At 68.4% G+C, this 15,772-nt stretch carries 15 protein-coding genes and 1 riboswitch; of the genes, 12 read left to right on the forward strand and 3 right to left on the reverse strand.

The window, feature by feature from the left end; translation table 11 throughout:
• Positions 1-63: 63 nt before the first annotated feature.
• The gene (locus tag FO044_RS01570) at positions 64-1,215 is read right to left on the reverse strand and encodes a hypothetical protein (protein ID WP_132992925.1); all 1,152 of its coding nucleotides are present in this window, start codon (positions 1,213-1,215) and stop codon (positions 64-66) included.
• A gap of 208 nt (positions 1,216-1,423) precedes the next feature.
• Positions 1,424-1,537: riboswitch (SAM riboswitch) on the forward strand.
• Positions 1,538-1,553: 16 nt separating this feature from the next.
• Here FO044_RS01570 and FO044_RS01575 point away from each other — a divergent pair.
• Positions 1,554-2,855 carry an aminotransferase class V-fold PLP-dependent enzyme gene (locus FO044_RS01575; protein WP_132992926.1) on the forward strand — a complete coding sequence of 434 codons (1,302 nt, stop codon included), beginning with the start codon at positions 1,554-1,556 and terminating at the stop codon, positions 2,853-2,855.
• Positions 2,856-2,990: 135 nt separating this feature from the next.
• Here FO044_RS01575 and FO044_RS01580 read toward each other — a convergent pair whose 3' ends face one another.
• Positions 2,991-3,470: an inorganic diphosphatase gene (locus FO044_RS01580; RefSeq protein WP_132992927.1), complete on the reverse strand. Its 480-nt coding sequence runs from the start codon at positions 3,468-3,470 to the stop codon at positions 2,991-2,993.
• A gap of 132 nt (positions 3,471-3,602) precedes the next feature.
• Here FO044_RS01580 and dacB point away from each other — a divergent pair, with 132 nt between their 5' ends.
• From dacB to tilS, 3 genes are read left to right on the forward strand one after another with little or no spacing between them, the layout of a single operon-like run.
• Positions 3,603-4,991 (forward strand): D-alanyl-D-alanine carboxypeptidase/D-alanyl-D-alanine endopeptidase, encoded by a 1,389-nt coding sequence (gene dacB, locus FO044_RS01585; protein WP_132992928.1) that lies wholly within the window; start codon positions 3,603-3,605, stop codon positions 4,989-4,991.
• Positions 4,992-5,028: 37 nt separating this feature from the next.
• Positions 5,029-6,234 (forward strand): zinc-dependent metalloprotease, encoded by a 1,206-nt coding sequence (locus tag FO044_RS01590; protein ID WP_132992929.1) that lies wholly within the window; start codon positions 5,029-5,031, stop codon positions 6,232-6,234.
• Positions 6,213-7,190 (forward strand): tRNA lysidine(34) synthetase TilS, encoded by a 978-nt coding sequence (gene tilS / locus FO044_RS01595; RefSeq protein ID WP_132992930.1) that lies wholly within the window; start codon positions 6,213-6,215, stop codon positions 7,188-7,190. The genes FO044_RS01590 and tilS overlap by 22 nt, the downstream gene beginning before the upstream one ends.
• Position 7,191: 1 nt before the next feature.
• Here tilS and FO044_RS01600 read toward each other — a convergent pair whose 3' ends face one another.
• Positions 7,192-8,010: a DUF8020 domain-containing protein gene (locus FO044_RS01600; protein WP_235831401.1), complete on the reverse strand. Its 819-nt coding sequence runs from the start codon at positions 8,008-8,010 to the stop codon at positions 7,192-7,194.
• 124 nt (positions 8,011-8,134) lie between these two features.
• Between FO044_RS01600 and hpt the strand changes: the two genes are divergently transcribed.
• The 8 genes from hpt to FO044_RS01640 all read left to right on the forward strand — a co-directional run bounded on the left by hpt (position 8,135) and on the right by FO044_RS01640 (position 15,702).
• Positions 8,135-8,698: a hypoxanthine phosphoribosyltransferase gene (gene hpt, locus FO044_RS01605; protein ID WP_132992932.1), complete on the forward strand. Its 564-nt coding sequence runs from the start codon at positions 8,135-8,137 to the stop codon at positions 8,696-8,698.
• A 182-nt stretch (positions 8,699-8,880) separates the two neighbouring features.
• Positions 8,881-11,346 carry an ATP-dependent zinc metalloprotease FtsH gene (gene ftsH / locus FO044_RS01610; RefSeq protein ID WP_132992933.1) on the forward strand — a complete coding sequence of 822 codons (2,466 nt, stop codon included), beginning with the start codon at positions 8,881-8,883 and terminating at the stop codon, positions 11,344-11,346.
• A gap of 50 nt (positions 11,347-11,396) precedes the next feature.
• Positions 11,397-12,029, forward strand: a complete 633-nt coding sequence (gene folE / locus FO044_RS01615) for a GTP cyclohydrolase I FolE (RefSeq protein WP_235831402.1) — start codon at positions 11,397-11,399, stop codon at positions 12,027-12,029.
• A 71-nt stretch (positions 12,030-12,100) separates the two neighbouring features.
• Positions 12,101-12,943, forward strand: a complete 843-nt coding sequence (gene folP / locus FO044_RS01620) for a dihydropteroate synthase (protein WP_132993431.1) — start codon at positions 12,101-12,103, stop codon at positions 12,941-12,943.
• A complete protein-coding gene (gene folB, locus FO044_RS01625; RefSeq protein WP_132992934.1) occupies positions 12,936-13,322 on the forward strand; it encodes a dihydroneopterin aldolase in 387 nt (128 codons plus the stop codon). Before folP ends, folB begins: the two co-directional genes overlap by 8 nt.
• Positions 13,319-13,831 (forward strand): 2-amino-4-hydroxy-6-hydroxymethyldihydropteridine diphosphokinase, encoded by a 513-nt coding sequence (gene folK / locus FO044_RS01630; RefSeq protein WP_132992935.1) that lies wholly within the window; start codon positions 13,319-13,321, stop codon positions 13,829-13,831. Before folB ends, folK begins: the two co-directional genes overlap by 4 nt.
• Positions 13,828-14,358, forward strand: a complete 531-nt coding sequence (locus FO044_RS01635; protein ID WP_132992936.1) for a DUF3180 domain-containing protein — start codon at positions 13,828-13,830, stop codon at positions 14,356-14,358. The genes folK and FO044_RS01635 overlap by 4 nt, the downstream gene beginning before the upstream one ends.
• Positions 14,359-14,442: 84 nt before the next feature.
• Entirely contained in the window at positions 14,443-15,702 is a 1,260-nt protein-coding gene (locus tag FO044_RS01640) for a DUF6779 domain-containing protein (RefSeq protein WP_132992937.1), read from the forward strand.
• Positions 15,703-15,772: the final 70 nt, after the last annotated feature.

Raw genomic sequence — 15,772 nt, forward strand, 5'->3', positions numbered from 1 at the left:
GGTGTCTCCGTTCTCAGATGACGGTTGATCGGGTCGGACGGTGCTCGGCGCACGTCCCCTGGGTCACGCGGACTTCCCGACGGTGATAGCCCCGTCGCCGATGAGTTCCTCGCTCAAGTCGGCGGCTTCGGTGGTCAACTCGTCGGAGGAATGGGCGAAATCGACCCCGCGGATCTTCAGGCAGTACGAGGTGTCGGCCCGGGTGATGCCGCCGTAACGTTTCGCCTGTCCATTATCGGTGCTCGATCCGACGTTCTCGTTGCGCCACACGCCGATCGAGAGATCCGAGTACTCGCTCGGGCACGACGTCACACTGCCCAGAATCGCGTGCACAGATTCGGCCGTATCGCCGTTGTCCATCGCGTTGCCGTCCCGGTTGACCTGATCCATCGTGCGATCGTCCGAATCGGGGAGCATCATGAAGTCCGTTTCGTCGAGTGAGCTCGTCGTCTCCAGTCGCCAACCGGAGGGAACCTCGATATCGACGGAGATCCCGTGGTCGAGGGCGACGGTCTCCGTCGTGGGGCCGTCGTCGCTCGACTTCCACGGCTGCAGCACGCCGAGGGTGATGGCGACGGCCGCGATGACGACCAGCGCGACACCACCGACGATGAGCCCGGTCTTCGACTTCTTGGGTGGTCCTGCCGGTGCGTAGGGGTTGCCGTACGGCTGAGGCCCGTATTGATTAACCCCGTATTGACCAGCCCCGTACGGGTTGGCGCCGAACTGATTGGGGTCTGCCCCGAACTGCTGGGGTGCCGCGTACTGCTGGGGTGCCCCGTACTGCTGGGGTGCACCGTAGGGCGGCTGCCCGGTCGGCTGCTGTCCGTACTGGGGTTGTCCGTATTGGGGCTGCGCAGGCGGCATCGGCGACTGCTGAGGTGGATACTGCTGCTGCGGCGACTGGTACGGGGGTGCCTGATACTGGGGCGCTTGATGCTGGGGTGGCTGCTGCTGCGGCGCCTGATATTGGGGTGACTGGTGCTGGGGCGACTGGTACGGGGATTGATTCTGCGGTTGTCCGCCGTGCTGGGGCGCGCCCGAGTCCTGCGGGTACTGCGCCTGCGGCTGGTTCTGCTGTGGTTGCGCGTGTTGCGGTTCGCCCTGGGGCGGTTGGCCATCGAACGCCTGTCCGCCGAGCTGTGTCGCGTCGTAGTTGCCAGGCCGGTCGCCGCTGCGAGGGTTCGGTCCCTCGGGATCCCGGGGGTTCGTCACCAGAATGCCTTCCGTGGTGGGAGGCGCCGCAACGGCGGCGCGTGGGCTATCCGGTCCGATTCTATCTGCCAGGACCGACGCGTTCGACCGGTGAGCGGCATATGGCCGTTCCGGCGAATCGCCGCAAGCTCCGCAGGCCCCGGCGTATTGGGATCATCGTGCGCACAATCCTCGACCGGGCGCCAGAAACCGGGAATGGTCATGGGCAGGTCACGAGTATCAGCGCGAAGCCCCGGCTCGCTGGTCGGCAACCCTCCGCCACGGTGGGGTGCTCCGGGTGACGACCTGGCCGCCACTGATCGGTGCGCGGCAAGTGTGGATCTTCGAGGAGTCGTGCAATGACCGCAATTCTGGACGGACCCGTCCGCCGTGCTCACCCTGTTCTCGCATTGGCCCCGGTGGTGGGCGCCGAAGTCACGGTGCCCACCACTGGAAACTCGCCGTCGCGAAGCCGAACGGACTTGAAGTGCCCAGATGTGAAGTACGCAGATGTGAAGTACGCAGATGTGCAGTACGCCGAGGTGAAGTACGCCAACCTCGACTACGCCGCGTCAGCGCCGGCGCTGACCGTCGTCGCCGAGCAGATCGCGGATGCACTGGCCGAGTACGCGAGCGTCCACCGAGGTGCCGGTCACCTGTCGCAGGTGACGACGGCCCGGTACGAACGCGCACGGGAGGTGATCAGGGAGTTCGTCGGCGGTCGTGCTGACGACTCGGTGATCTTCACCCGCAACACCACCGACTCGATCAACCTCGCGGCGACGGTCGTTCCCGGCGACGTCGTGGTGCTCGACATCGAGCACCACGCCAATCTGTTGCCGTGGACGGGGAGAGCTCGCGTCGTCGAATCGAAGCCGACGGTCGACGAGACGCTCGCCGCGCTCGACGCCGAACTCGCGTCTGCGCCTGCCGCGCTGCTCGCAGTGACGGCGGCGTCGAACGTGACGGGGGAGGTGCTGCCGATCGGCAGGCTCACCGGGTTGGCTCACCGGCACGGTGCGCGGATTCTGGTCGACGGCGCCCAGCTGGTGCCCCACCGCGGGGTGTCGGTGGCCGGTTTCGGTATCGACTATCTGGTGTTCTCCGGGCACAAGCTGTACGCGCCGTTCGGCGCGGGAGTCCTCGTGGGACGCGGTGACTGGCTCGACGCAGCTCCGCCGTACCTCGCAGGCGGTGGGGCCAGTGCACAGGTGGCGGTCGATGACGTCTCCTGGCACACGGGGCCTGCACGTCACGAGGCCGGATCGCCCAATGTGCTCGGCGCGGTATCCATCGCCTCGGCGGCGGAAGCGCTGTGCGACATCGGATTCGAGTCCATCGGCGCGCACGACGAGGTGCTGGTGCGGCGGTTCGACGAGGGTCTCGCCGCGCTCGGACACGTGCGCCCGCTCCGGATCTTCGACGACCACGCGGATCGCGTCGGCATCGCGAGCTTCGCGGTGGACGGCCACACTCCGCGCCAGGTCGCCGAGTTCCTCAGCGAACGCCACGGAATCGGCGTCCGCGACGGGAAGTTCTGCGCGCACCCGTTGCTGACGAAACTCGGACGTCCGGACGGTGCCGTCCGGGCCAGCTTCGGAGTGGGGACGACCTCGGACGACATCGACCGGCTGCTCGCAGCCCTCGCGGAACTCGGCTGATCCGGCGCGACCCGCACAGCGGGCCTGCGCGCGACCCGCACCACCAGCCCCCCTGGCCTGTGCACGTTCCACACGACGCGAAACGTCCCGCGCACCGGCATCCGGTGGCGGGACGATTCACGTGAAGCGGACGTCTCAGGCGGTGTAGCGGTCGATCGCCTCCTGCGCGACCTTGGCTGCCTGGTCCTTGCCGACCCAGCCGCCGGGGGTGACTTCCTTGCCCGGCTCCAGGTCCTTGTAGTGCTCGAAGAAGTGAGCGATGGCGTTCAGTTCGTACTCGCTGACGTCGCCGATGTCCTGGATGTGGTCCCAGCGCACGTCGCCGGCCGGAACCGCGAGCAGCTTGTCGTCGCCGCCGGCCTCATCGGTCATGGTGTACATGCCGACGATGCGCGACTTGACGATGACGCCCGGGAACACCGACTCCGGGAGCAGGACCATCGCGTCGAGCGGGTCGCCGTCTTCGCCGAGGGTGTGGTCGATGTAGCCGTAGTCGGCCGGGTAGCCCATCGGCGTGTACAGGTAGCGATCGAGGTAGACCTTGCCGGTCTCGTGGTCGATCTCGTACTTGTTGCGCCCACCCTTGGGGATCTCGATGGTGACCTCGAACTCCATGCGTTCGTCTCCTTAACTCGTCTGTGGGACCTCACGTCGCCGGTAACCCGGGGTTCGGTCCGGAAAACACCTTCGACGGCACACAACGATACTGTTAGTTCTGTTCCGTGCAGTTCCCAGACCGGAGGTTCCGTGGCTCAGCCGATCCCCCCGCAAGCTCGACGATCCCGCCGTGGCTTGCGGATCGCGTTGATCCTGCTGCTCGTAGTGGTCCTCGTGGTCGGTGCCGTCGCCGCATGGTGGTACACGACGCAGCGCCCGGATCCGGTGCCCGAGGGCACTCCTGCCCAGCCCGCTGCGGCCACGGTGACGCCCGCTGCGAAACCGGTGTCGGCGCAGGCACCGGCCCCGACGCCCGCCGGAGTGCGCGCGCAGTTGGCGCAGCCGTCCCGGGCCCGCGAGCTCGGTACGCTGACCGGCCAGGTGACCGATCCGCTGACCGGGGAGGTGCTGTGGTCGCGCGGGGCCGACGAGCCTCGGACTCCGGCGTCCAACGCGAAGATCCTGACTGCGGCGGCCGTGCTGCTCGAACTTCCGCACGACGAGCGGATCGCCACGAACGTCGTCCTCGGTGACGACGGGCAGGCGATCCTCGTCGGCGCCGGCGATCCCACTCTCACCTCGGGCGACGACGAGAAGACCTTCTACTCCGATCCGGCCCGCATCTCCGACCTGGCCGAGCAGATCGAGCGGTCCGGAAAGAACGTCACGTCGGTCGCCATCGCGACACCGGGCTTCGAGGGCCCGTCGATGGAGCGAACCTGGGACAAGGGCGATATCAAGGGCGGCGACATCACCCCGCTGACGTCGCTGATGGTCGACGCCGGCCGTCGTGACCCGATGGACGAGTACTCCCCGCGCACGGACGAGCCCGCGATGGAGGCGGGCCGAGCGCTCGCCGACGCACTCGGCCTGCACGGGAAGATCGAGGAGGTGGACGCGCCGTCCGGCGCGGAGAAGCTCGCCTCGGTCGAGTCTGCGCCGTTGTCGGTGCGGGTCGGCGACATGATGCGTCTGAGCGATAACGTCCTCGCCGAAATGCTGGGTGTGGAACTCGCCAAGGCGACCGGGCGGGAACCGAGCATCCAGGGCGGTGTGGAGGCCATCCGCGGCGTCCTCCAGAAGGAGGGCTTCCCGGTGCGCGACGTGACACTGCGCGATGCAGCCGGCCTCTCGTACGGCAACAAGGTGCCTGCCAGGGTTTTGGACACCGTCATGTCGGCGACGGTCGGCGGCGACCATTCGCCCAAGCTCCGGTCGCTGCTCGACACCCTGCCGGTCGCCGCAGGTACCGGCACGCTCGCTGACCGGTTCGACCGCGACAAAATGGCCGGAGCGGGCTGGGTGCGGGCCAAGACAGGAACATTGACGGGCGTCACATCGTTGACCGGGATAGTGCAGACCGAGGACGGCCGCGTGCTGTCGTTCGCCCTGATGTCCGGCGGCACGTCGCCCGAGGATGCGCGCCCGGCGATCGACGAGGTCGCCGGCGCCCTCCGCGAGTGCGGATGCCGTGGCTGAGCAGGGCCGCGGGGATGGGACCGCGATGGAGGGGTCGATGAACACGAAGCAGGAGCAACCAGTGGAGACCATCCCGGAGGCAGACGGCCCGGAGTTCTATCGGGCCGGCCCGGCATCGAGTGGCCCCGGCGGTATCGCCGAAGCGGGCACTGCCGAAACTGGCGGCCCGGAACTCTCCGACCCGGCGACGGACGACGCTGAGGGCGACGCGGACGACGAGCCCGTCTCGATCGACATCGACTGGGGATTCGCATCGTCGGTTGCGCGCAAGATCTCCCGCCCGGGACCGCGCGTGACCCGTTACACGATGGACCAGGCCTACGCGGAGCTGGCGGACGCCGCCGTGCGCGCGGAAGGCCCGGTGCGCGAGGTGACCGGGATGGCGGACGGTCTGCGCATTCCGACGGCGAAGATCGTCGACCGCGCGGGCTGGATCGATGCGGCCGCCGCGTCGATGCCCGCGATGCTCACCGAGGACGCGGAGCCGGCGACCGGTGTGACCGCGAAAGTCGCGGGCGTGCAGGCGGGCGGGATGCTCGCCTTTCTCTCGAGCGCGATCCTCGGACAGTACGATCCGTTCAGCGTCGACCCGGAGACGGGCGAGCCGGGAGTACTCCTCCTGGTGGCGCCCAACATCATCGCCGTCGAACGGCAGATCAAGGCGGTGCCCGCGGACTTCCGACTGTGGGTGTGCCTGCACGAGGTGACGCACCGCGTCCAGTTCTCGGCCAACCCATGGCTGCCCGACTACATGCGCGAGAACGTGGCGAGCCTGACCAGTGGCGAGGAGGACTCGGTCACCGAACTGCTGACGCGCGTCACCGAATCGGTGCGCAGCGGCAAGCCCCGCGAGAAGGGGATGATCGGCGTCATGCAGCTCCTGCAGTCGCCGGAGCAGTACGCGGCGTTCGAGCGGGTCCTGGCGCTCGGCACTCTTCTGGAAGGGCATGCGGACCACGTGATGGACGCGGTCGGACCGGCTCATGTGCCGACCGTGGAACAGATCCGGAGGTCGTTCGATGCCCGTCGCAACGCGCCCAGGAATCCGCTGCAGAAGCTGATCCGGGCGCTCATCGGCATGGACGCGAAGATCGCGCAGTACGTGCGAGGCAAGGCGTTCGTCGACGAGGTGGTGGAGACCGTGGGGATGGAACGGTTCAACACCATCTGGACCTCGCCCGAGACGCTCCCGTTGATGAGCGAGATCGACGAGCCGCAGAAATGGATCGACCGGGTTCTCTGACGCCGGGCGCCGACGCGCAGCGCACCCTGATCGGTGCGGTCCGCGTGTTCGCCGAGCGTCACCTGGACGGCGGTCCGGTGTGCGTCGCGTTGTCGGGAGGGGCCGATTCGCTCGCTCTCACCGCGGCGACGATCCGCTCCGGTCTCGACGTGCACGCGGTCGTGGTGGACCACCGGCTGCAAGCCGGTTCGGCCGACGTCGCTGCGCGCGCCGCCGACATCGCTCGTGAGCTCGGCGCCACCGCGGAGGTGCGCCCGGTGACCGTCGACGGCGCCGGTGGGATGGAAGCGGCTGCGCGGCAGTCAAGGTACGCGGCCCTCGACGATGCGCGATCGGGCAGGCCCGTCCTCCTCGGGCACACGCTCGACGATCAGGCGGAGACCGTGCTGCTCGGTTTGAGCCGTGGATCCGGTGCACGGTCGTTGGCAGGAATGCGCGAATGGGCATTCCCGTGGGGCCGTCCGCTGCTCGGGGCACGCCGTGCTCAGACGCGCGCCGCCTGCGCGAGCTGGGGCCTGCCGGTATGGGACGACCCGCACAACGACGATCCGCGGTTCACTCGAGTCCGGCTCCGGAACGAGGTGCTGCCGCTCCTCGACGATGTGCTCGGCGGCGGAGTGGCGCACGCGCTGGGTCGGACGGCATCGCAACTGCGCGACGACGCCGACGCGCTCGACGGGTCGGCGGAGGCGCTGCTCCACGAGTGCGCGTACGGGAAGGTCCTCGATCTGGAACCGCTCATCGCGGTGCCCGCCGCTCTGCGAACGCGTGCGCTGCGGGCCTGGCTGCAATCGGTCGGCGCACCCGAACCCGCGTACCGCGTGGTGTCAGCGGTCGACGCCCTCGTCACCGACTGGCACGGGCAGGGCCCGATCGCGGTGGGTGGGGACGAGAAAGCCCGCCTCGTCGTGACGAGGCGGGCTCTGGAGCTCAGTGTGACGCGGGTACCGCGGTAGGTCAGTTGCGCGACTTCACGTTCTTAAAGGGCGCGTTGATCGTGTTGAAGTAGCGGACGATCGAGACGACCGCTGCCGGTCCGCCGATGGCGACGGTGCCGATGACTCCGCCGATAGTGGCACCGATCGGCAGGCCTGCGAAGAAGCATCCGAACGGGGTGGCCACCATGCCGACAAGGCATCCAACCGCACCGCCAACGACAGCACCGACTGCCGTACCGATCAACGCGGAGATCGTGCCGCCTGCTGCCATTTCCGAGTTCAGACGGTTAAGAGCAGCATCGTCACGCTCATGCTTGCTCTTGTACCCGCCTCGGTCGGCGACGTTCGACTTCGCCAGCACGCGCGCGTCGGTCGTGGTTGAGCGCGCGGCGTTCTTCGACGGAACCAGGGTGGCGGTGTCGCCCTTGATCGACGCGTCGATCGGGTAGGTCCGATTATCCGGGGCGATGAAGCTCAGCGGGTACTTCTCCGTCGCCTTGCCCGTATCGTTGCGGAACACGAGGAACCCGTCTTCAGCGGTGAGACTGCCGTTGAAGATCTTGACCTCGACATCGTTGTCGTTCGTCTGAACCTGGGCGCGCGTCTGGCTGTCAGCAGGAGCGGCATGAGCCGGCGCGGCGACGAAGGGCAGGGCCGTAGCCAGTGCCACGAGTGCAACGAACATGTTGCGGACAATGCGTAGAGACATGAATCTCTCTTTCGGATAAGTAGTGAACGGCACCACCCCGACGCCGACGCGATGAGTATTCCAAGGTGCCGCGACAAAACCGCAGCTCGCGATGTCCGAATTGGGGTTAAAGTGATGTAAGGTTCGCATGTGACGCATATGCGTGAAAAAGCCACTGAACGAACTACACCGATCAATGGACGTTTTCTGCCGCGGAATTCGCTGTCGGCAAACCCCCGTCCGTCCCGTTGCGCCGACGTGCGAAGCTAGAGACGTGGAGCGCGACGACAGCTATGGCGACGACATCGAGGAAATCCTGATCACTCAGGAGCAGATCCAGGCGCGGACCGAGGAGATGGCCCGTGCCGTCGGCGAGCGCTACCAGGACCGCCCGGACGACCTCGTCCTCATCGGCGTCCTCAAAGGCGCGGTCATGTTCATGACCGATTTCGCACGCGCGCTGCCGATCCCGTCCCAGCTCGAGTTCATGGCGGTGTCGAGTTACGGTTCGTCCACGTCGTCCTCGGGTGTGGTGCGCATCTTGAAGGACCTGGACCGCGACATCACAGATCGAGACGTCCTGATCGTCGAGGACATCATCGATTCGGGTCTCACCCTCTCCTGGCTCATCCGGAACCTCGCGATGCGATCGCCGCGCTCACTCGAGGTCGTGACCCTGCTGCGTAAGCCCGATGCGGTCCGCGCCACCCTCGAGGTGTCCGACGTCGGTTTCGACATCGCCAACGAGTTCGTCGTCGGGTACGGCCTCGACTACGCCGAGCGGTACCGGGATCTCCCGTACGTGGGTCGGCTGCACCCGGCGGTCTACTCCTCCTGACCAGCCGCGAGGCGCCCCGAGTCCACCTCGCGGGGACTTCCGACTACGCCTCGCGGGGAACATTGAAAGCCTCTGATGCGTTGACAGGTAGCCTCGTATTCCGAGTCAACGGGAAGGACTAGAGGTCCGGTGGTGAGCCACGGCGAAGACGCCGCCTCCGACACCGGCCCGCGCGCAAATCCATGAACCGCAAAAAACTGTTCCGGAATCTGGCCATCGTGGCCGTCATCCTGCTCGCCCTGTGGGGCTGGAGCGTGATGCGGAACACCGACCGCGAATACGCAGGCGTAGACACGTCCGTCGCCATGACTCAGCTCGACAAGAAGAACGTGAAGTCGATCCAGATCGACGACCGTGAACAGCGCCTTCGCATCGAACTGAAGCAGCCGGTCAAGGTCGACGACGCCGATCAGACGAAGATCACCGCCCAGTACCCGTCGGGTGTCTCGTCGCGCATCTTCAACGCCGCCGTCAAGACCGGCGCTCCGTACCAGACGAACATCACCAAGGACTCCGGGATCTGGCAGTCGATCCTGATCTTCGTCCTGCCGATGATCATCCTGTTCGGGTTGTTCTTCTTCCTGATGAATCGCGTGCAGGGCGGTGGCCGCGGCGGCGTGATGGGCTTCGGTAAGTCGAAGGCCAAGCAGCTCACCAAGGACATGCCGAAGACCACGTTCGCCGACGTCGCAGGCGCCGATGAGGCAGTCGAGGAACTCGACGAGATCCGCGACTTCCTGCAGAGCCCCGCTCGGTACCAGGCACTCGGCGCCAAGATCCCCAAGGGCGTGCTGCTCTACGGACCGCCCGGCACCGGTAAGACGCTGCTGGCCCGAGCCGTCGCCGGTGAGGCGGGGGTGCCGTTCTACTCGATCTCCGGTTCGGACTTCGTCGAGATGTTCGTCGGCGTGGGCGCCTCGCGTGTCCGCGACATGTTCGAGCAGGCCAAGGAGAACAGCCCCTGCATCATCTTCGTCGACGAGATCGACGCGGTCGGCCGCCAGCGCGGTGCGGGCCTCGGCGGTGGACACGACGAGCGAGAGCAGACCCTGAACCAGTTGCTCGTCGAGATGGACGGATTCGGCGACCGGTCGGGCGTCATCGTCATGGCGGCGACCAACCGGCCCGACATCCTCGACCCGGCGCTCCTGCGTCCCGGCCGTTTCGACCGCCAGATCCCGGTCTCCAACCCGGACATCGCCGGTCGTCGCGCCATCCTCAAGGTGCATTCGAAGGGCAAGCCGATCGCCCCGGACGCCGATCTGGACGGGCTCGGCAAGCGCACGCCCGGCATGTCCGGCGCCGATCTCGCCAATGTGATCAACGAGGCCGCCCTGCTGACCGCCCGCGAGCACCAGACGGTGATCAGCGGCGAGAACCTGGAGGAGGCCGTCGACCGTGTGATCGGCGGACCCCGCCGCAAGAGCCGCATCATCAGCGAGCAGGAGAAGAAGACCGTCGCGTACCACGAGAGCGGGCACACGCTCGCCGCGTGGGCGATGCCCGACCTCGACCCGATCTACAAGGTCACCATCCTCGCTCGCGGCCGGACCGGCGGGCACGCGCTCGCCGTGCCGGAGCAGGACAAGGACCTGATGACCCGGTCGGAGATGATCGCCCGTCTGGTGATGGCGATGGGCGGCCGCGCAGCCGAGGAACTGGTGTTCCACGAGCCGACGACCGGCGCCAGCTCCGATATCGACCAGGCCACCAAGATCGCTCGCGCCATGGTCACCGAGTACGGGATGAGCGCCAAGCTCGGTGCCGTCCGGTACGGGCAGGAGCAGGGCGACCCGTTCCTGGGCCGCGGTCAGACCAACACCAATGACTACTCGTCGGGTGTCGCTGCCGAGATCGACGCCGAGGTCCGCGATCTGATCGAGGCCGCGCACACCGAGGCGTGGGCCATCCTGAACGACTACCGCGATCTCCTCGACGAGCTGGCGGGCGCGCTCCTGGAGAAGGAGACCCTGGTCCGCAAGGACCTCGAGCTGATTCTCGAAGGGGTAGGGAAGCGTCCGCGCATCACCAAGTTCGACGTCTTCGGCGATCGCGTCCCGAGCACCAAGCCGCCGATCAAGACGCCCGGTGAGCGGGCGATCGAACGCGGCGAGCCGTGGCCCCCGGAGCCGGAGCCCCGTCCGGAGACGCAGCCGGGCGATTGGCAGGGCACCCCCAGCGGTGACGGCTTCGGCCAGCCGGGACCGGAAGCGGGCCAGTACGGTCAGCCGCCGCAGTACGGCCCCCAGTACGGGCAGCCGCCGCAGTACCAGCCCCAGTACGGTCAAGGCGCCCCCTATCAGCCGCAGTACGGCCAGGGCGCCCAGCCGGCGCCGCAGTACGGCCAGTACCCGCAGTACGGGCAGGCCCCGGACTACAACGGGCAACGCGGCCAGGACCAGCACTCAGGTCCGGCGCCCCACTACGCCGAGAACCCGTACGGGCAGCAGGCGCCGAACGGTGGACAGCACCGCGAGGACGGGCAGGGCGAGCACCGTCCCGGATACCAGTACCCCGGCGGTCAGCCCGGACAGTCCCCGGCGGGGACCCGTCCGGACTACGGCGCTCCCCGCGACTGGTCGGCCCCCGGCTGGCCGCCCGCGGAACCCGGCGACGACGGTCAGGGAACCACCGGCGACCGTCGGTGACCTGAGTCAGCAGCACAGGAATTGTCGGTACTGAGGAAACGGACGAGTCGATGACGAGTGTGGACGACGCGCAGAGCCCGAACGGCGTCGCGCCGGTCGGCGGGCACGCTGCTGCCGGTGAGTTCGATCAGGAGCGCGCCGAGGCGGCCGTCCGCGAACTCCTCATCGCGGTGGGTGAGGACCCCGACCGCCAAGGACTGCTGCGGACCCCGACGCGCGTCGCGAATGCGTACCGCGAGATGTTCGCCGGTCTGTACACCGAGCCGGACGAGGTGCTGGCCACCGTCTTCGACGAGGGGCACCAGGAACTCGTGCTGGTGAAGGACATCCCGATGTACTCCACGTGCGAGCATCACCTGGTCGCGTTCCGGGGCGTCGCGCACGTCGGCTACATCCCGGGTGAGAGCGGCCAGGTGACCGGTCTGTCGAAGCTGGCGCGCGTCGTCGACCTGTACGCCAAACGGCCGCAGGTGCAGGAGCGGCTCACCAGTCAGATCGCGGATGCGCTGGTCCGCAGGCTCAACCCGCGCGGCGTGATCGTCGTGATCGAGGCCGAGCATCTGTGCATGGCGATGCGCGGCATCCGCAAGCCCGGCGCCACCACGACGACGTCGGCCGTGCGCGGACTGTTCAAGACGAGCGCCGTCTCGCGTGGTGAGGCATTGGATCTGATCACCCGGTGACCCGGCAGCAATCCGAAGAAGCGCTTCCCGCACACGGCCCGGGCGGGGAGGCACCCGAGCGCACCCTCGTGATGGGAGTGCTGAACGTGACCGCCGATTCGTTCTCCGACGGCGGTCGTTATCTGAACCTCGACGACGCGATCGACCACGGCATCACGATGGCCGCGACCGGTGCCGACATCGTCGACGTCGGCGGTGAGTCGACCCGACCCGGAGCGATCCGCGTCGACCCGGCGACGGAGGCGGAGCGCGTGGCGCCGGTGATCGCCGCGTTGCACGCGCAGGGCGTGCGAGTGTCGGTCGACACGATGCGCGCGTCGGTGGCCGAGGCTGCGCTGAACGCCGGTGCGGACATCATCAACGACGTCTCCGGCGGCCGCGCGGACCCCGACATGGGCCGCGTGTGCGCCGCAGCCAGCGTGCCCTGGATTCTCATGCACTGGCGGCCATCGGCCGCCGAACCCACCGAGGACCGGCACTTCACCCATCGCGTCGACGAGGCGGGCGGATACCGGGACGTGGTGGCCGAGGTGTCCGGCGAACTACTCGGTCAGGTCGACGCAGCTGTCGCGGCCGGCGTGGACCCCGACCAGATCATCCTCGATCCGGGGCTGGGCTTCGCGAAGACCGGCGACCACAACTGGGCGCTGCTGCACGCGCTGCCGACACTCGTAGGTCTCGGATTCCCGGTGCTCATCGGGGCGTCACGGAAACGTTTCCTCGGGTCATTGCTCGCCCGGGACGGTGAGAGCAGGCCGCCCGCGGGGCGTGAGGTGGCGACCGCGGCCGTCTCCGCGCTGTCCGCTGCGGGCGGTGCCTGGGGCGTCCGCGTGCACGACGTCGCCTCCAGTCGCGACGCGATCGACGTCGCCGCCGCCTGGCGCGTCGGCGGGAACAGGGGGACGCATGGCTGACCGGATCGAACTGCGCGGACTGCGCGTGCGCGGCAACCACGGGGTCTTCGACCACGAGCGACGCGACGGTCAGGACTTCATCGTCGACGTCACGCTCTGGACCGACTTGAGCGCAGCCGCTGCGTCCGATGATCTCGCCGACACCGTCGACTACGGGACGCTGGCGCAGCGGGCGGCCGACGTCATCGCCGGTCCGGCACGGAATCTCATCGAGACGGTGGTCGGGGAGATCGCCGACGGCGTGATGGCCGACGACGAGCGGATCTCGGCCTGCGAGGTCACCGTGCACAAACCTTCCGCACCCATCCCGCTGGCCTTCGACGACGTCGCCGTCGTCACCCGTCGCTCGCGGGAGCCGCAGGGCAGGTCGCAGCCGTGACGACATCCCGGGTGGTGCTGTCGGCGGGGTCGAACATCGGCGACCGCGACAGCTTCCTGCGCTCGGTGGTCACCGCCCTCGGCGATGACCTGATCGCGGTGTCCGACGTCTATCTGACGGCACCGTGGGGCGGCGTCGAACAGGACGACTTCGCGAACGTGACCCTCATCGCGCACGGTGACCGGAGCCCGCGGCAGTGGCTGGAGTTCTGCTGGGACTGCGAGCAGGCGGCGCAGCGCGTCCGCGACGTCCGCTGGGGACCCCGCACCCTGGACGTCGACGTCGTCAGCGCGGAGGTGGACGGCACCGCCGTCATCTCCGACGATCCGGAACTCACGCTGCCGCATCCGCGTGCCGCGCAACGGGCGTTCGTGCTCGTGCCGTGGCTCGACGCCGACGCTGACGCCGAACTGCCGACGCCGCGCGGCTCGCGACGGGTCGCCGACCTGATCGCCGGTTTGGCCGACGAGGAAGTGTCCGGTGTGCGGCGGGCGGGTCCGCTGGTATGACGGCCCCACGAGGCGGGCAGCAGTCACCCGAGGACGACGGCCGGCTCCACGTCACTCGGGTGCGCGATCTGATCGCGATCGCCGTCGTCGCCGGTCTCGCACTCTGGATCCTGATCCGCTACAACTACGGCGAGTTCCCGTCGCTGCCGTGGCCGGCGAGCGTCGTCCTCTACCTGCTGGCGGCGATCGAGGTGGGGATCGGCTTCTACGTGCGATCCCGGGTGTCCGATCAGGGCGTCGGTCCGGCTCTCAGCCAACTGCACCCGATCACGGTGGCCCGCACCATGGTGCTCGGCAAGGCGTCGGCGATCCTCGGCGCGGTGGCGGCGGGTGGCTGGACGGGAGTGCTGATCTTCCTGCTCGACAACGGCCTGCTCGACGCCGCGCGCGCCGACCGGCCCGCGGCGATCGTCGGGGCCGCAGGCGGTGTGGTCCTGGTGGTGGCGTCGCTCTGGCTCGAGTTCTGCTGCCGTGCCCCCGACGATCCGACCGACGACGCGCAGACACCCGACGCCTATCCGGCCTGACGCTGACGGCGAAACACCGGGCTTTCAGGGACTCTCCGAGGTGCGGTACCCGGCTCGACATGGGTGTACCGGTAAGTTCGTGGCATGACCGATGAGGGACGAACCGACGAGACTCAGGCCTCTCGCCCGTCAGCCGGACAGTGGGCGATCATTCTGTTCGTCGCGCTGGCGCTGGTCGCAAGCGTGCTGATGGTGCTCGGCGACGATCTGTCGACGACCGCCACGCTCGCCGTGATCGCGGCGCTGTGGGCGGCGGTGATCGGGGCGCTGCTGGTCACCAAGTACCGCAGACAGGCCGACACGGCCGAGTCGCGCAGCCGTGACCTGCGGCTGGTGTACGAGCTTCAGCTGGAACGGGAGATCGCCGCCCGTCGCCAGTACGAGTCGGACGTCGAGTCGGCCATCCGGCACGAGGTGGCCACCGAGTCGAATCAAGAACTCGACGAACTCAAGACGCAGGTGCTGGCGCTGCGTGCGAGCCTCGAGGAACTTCTCGGCCGACCACTCCCGGACACCCGCATCGCACTCGGCCTGGACAAGCCGCGCGAACTCGGTTCGGGACTCTCGGGCGCGTCGTACGTGGCCGTCGCCGATGACCGGGCCGCCGCCGAGCGCGACTTCGCGTCGACCGCGCCGCCGTCGGACTCAGGACGTCATGTGCCGGCCGAGGCAGCACAGGACGAGACTCCCGCTGTCGAGATGACCGAGATCATCCCGGTCGTCACCGACGATCCGGCCGAGCAGGTCGATGAGCCTGAAATCGAAGCCGAGACGGAAATCGAAGCTGAGACCGAGGCCGAGCGAACCCAGGCGCCGCAGCAGTGGCGCCCGCAGGTGCAGCAGGCCCAACCTCAGCAGGCCCAGCCTCAGCAGGCCCAGGGCAGCCGACCGTTCCAGCGTGGACCCCAGCGCCCGCAGGGGCAGCAGCGCCCGCAGCAACAGCAGCGACCGTACGGACAGCAACGACCTCAGGGGCCGGTGCAGGGGCAGCCGCAGCGCAATCCGGAGGCTCCGCAGTACCAGGCCGGACCCCACACGGGTGGCGCCCAGACCGGCCCTCATCAGCGCGCAGCCTTTGCCGCCGGTGCGTACGAGCCGCCGTCGGGTCCGATGCGCCAGGCCCCTCAGCAGGCCCAAGGTCAGCCGCAAGAGGAGCGGGCTCAGCCCCAGCAGGCCGAGCCCCAGCAGGCCGAGCCGCAGCAGCCGGTCGACGACGGTGCGCACGTGGCAGGCAGCCCGGCGAGCGAACTGCTCAAGCGGCTCCGCGAGTCGTCCGAGGGCTACCGCCAGTCGGAAGGCTCTCGTCAGCCGGAAGGCGGCGGCGGTCGCCGTCGTCGCGACTGACCGACCATTTCGATCGACTCGCCCCGGCCTCATCGGCCGGGGCGAGTTCGTTTTCCAGGCGACGCTGCCG

Origin of the sequence: Gordonia zhaorongruii, assembly GCF_007559005.1 — a bacterium.
GTDB classification, from domain to species: domain Bacteria; phylum Actinomycetota; class Actinomycetes; order Mycobacteriales; family Mycobacteriaceae; genus Gordonia; species Gordonia zhaorongruii.

Coding starts and splice junctions, on each gene's coding strand:
- FO044_RS01575 (WP_132992926.1), top strand. CDS start 1,554: ATGACCGCAATTCTGGACGGACCCGTCCGCCGTGCTCACCCTGTTCTC.
- folP (WP_132993431.1), top strand. CDS start 12,101: ATGGGAGTGCTGAACGTGACCGCCGATTCGTTCTCCGACGGCGGTCGT.
- FO044_RS01640 (WP_132992937.1), top strand. CDS start 14,443: ATGACCGATGAGGGACGAACCGACGAGACTCAGGCCTCTCGCCCGTCA.
- FO044_RS01600 (WP_235831401.1), bottom strand. CDS start 8,010: ATGCGAACCTTACATCACTTTAACCCCAATTCGGACATCGCGAGCTGC.
- FO044_RS01580 (WP_132992927.1), bottom strand. CDS start 3,470: ATGGAGTTCGAGGTCACCATCGAGATCCCCAAGGGTGGGCGCAACAAG.
- FO044_RS01590 (WP_132992929.1), top strand. CDS start 5,029: ATGAACACGAAGCAGGAGCAACCAGTGGAGACCATCCCGGAGGCAGAC.
- FO044_RS01635 (WP_132992936.1), top strand. CDS start 13,828: ATGACGGCCCCACGAGGCGGGCAGCAGTCACCCGAGGACGACGGCCGG.
- folE (WP_235831402.1), top strand. CDS start 11,397: ATGACGAGTGTGGACGACGCGCAGAGCCCGAACGGCGTCGCGCCGGTC.
- folB (WP_132992934.1), top strand. CDS start 12,936: ATGGCTGACCGGATCGAACTGCGCGGACTGCGCGTGCGCGGCAACCAC.
- tilS (WP_132992930.1), top strand. CDS start 6,213: ATGGATCGACCGGGTTCTCTGACGCCGGGCGCCGACGCGCAGCGCACC.
- ftsH (WP_132992933.1), top strand. CDS start 8,881: ATGAACCGCAAAAAACTGTTCCGGAATCTGGCCATCGTGGCCGTCATC.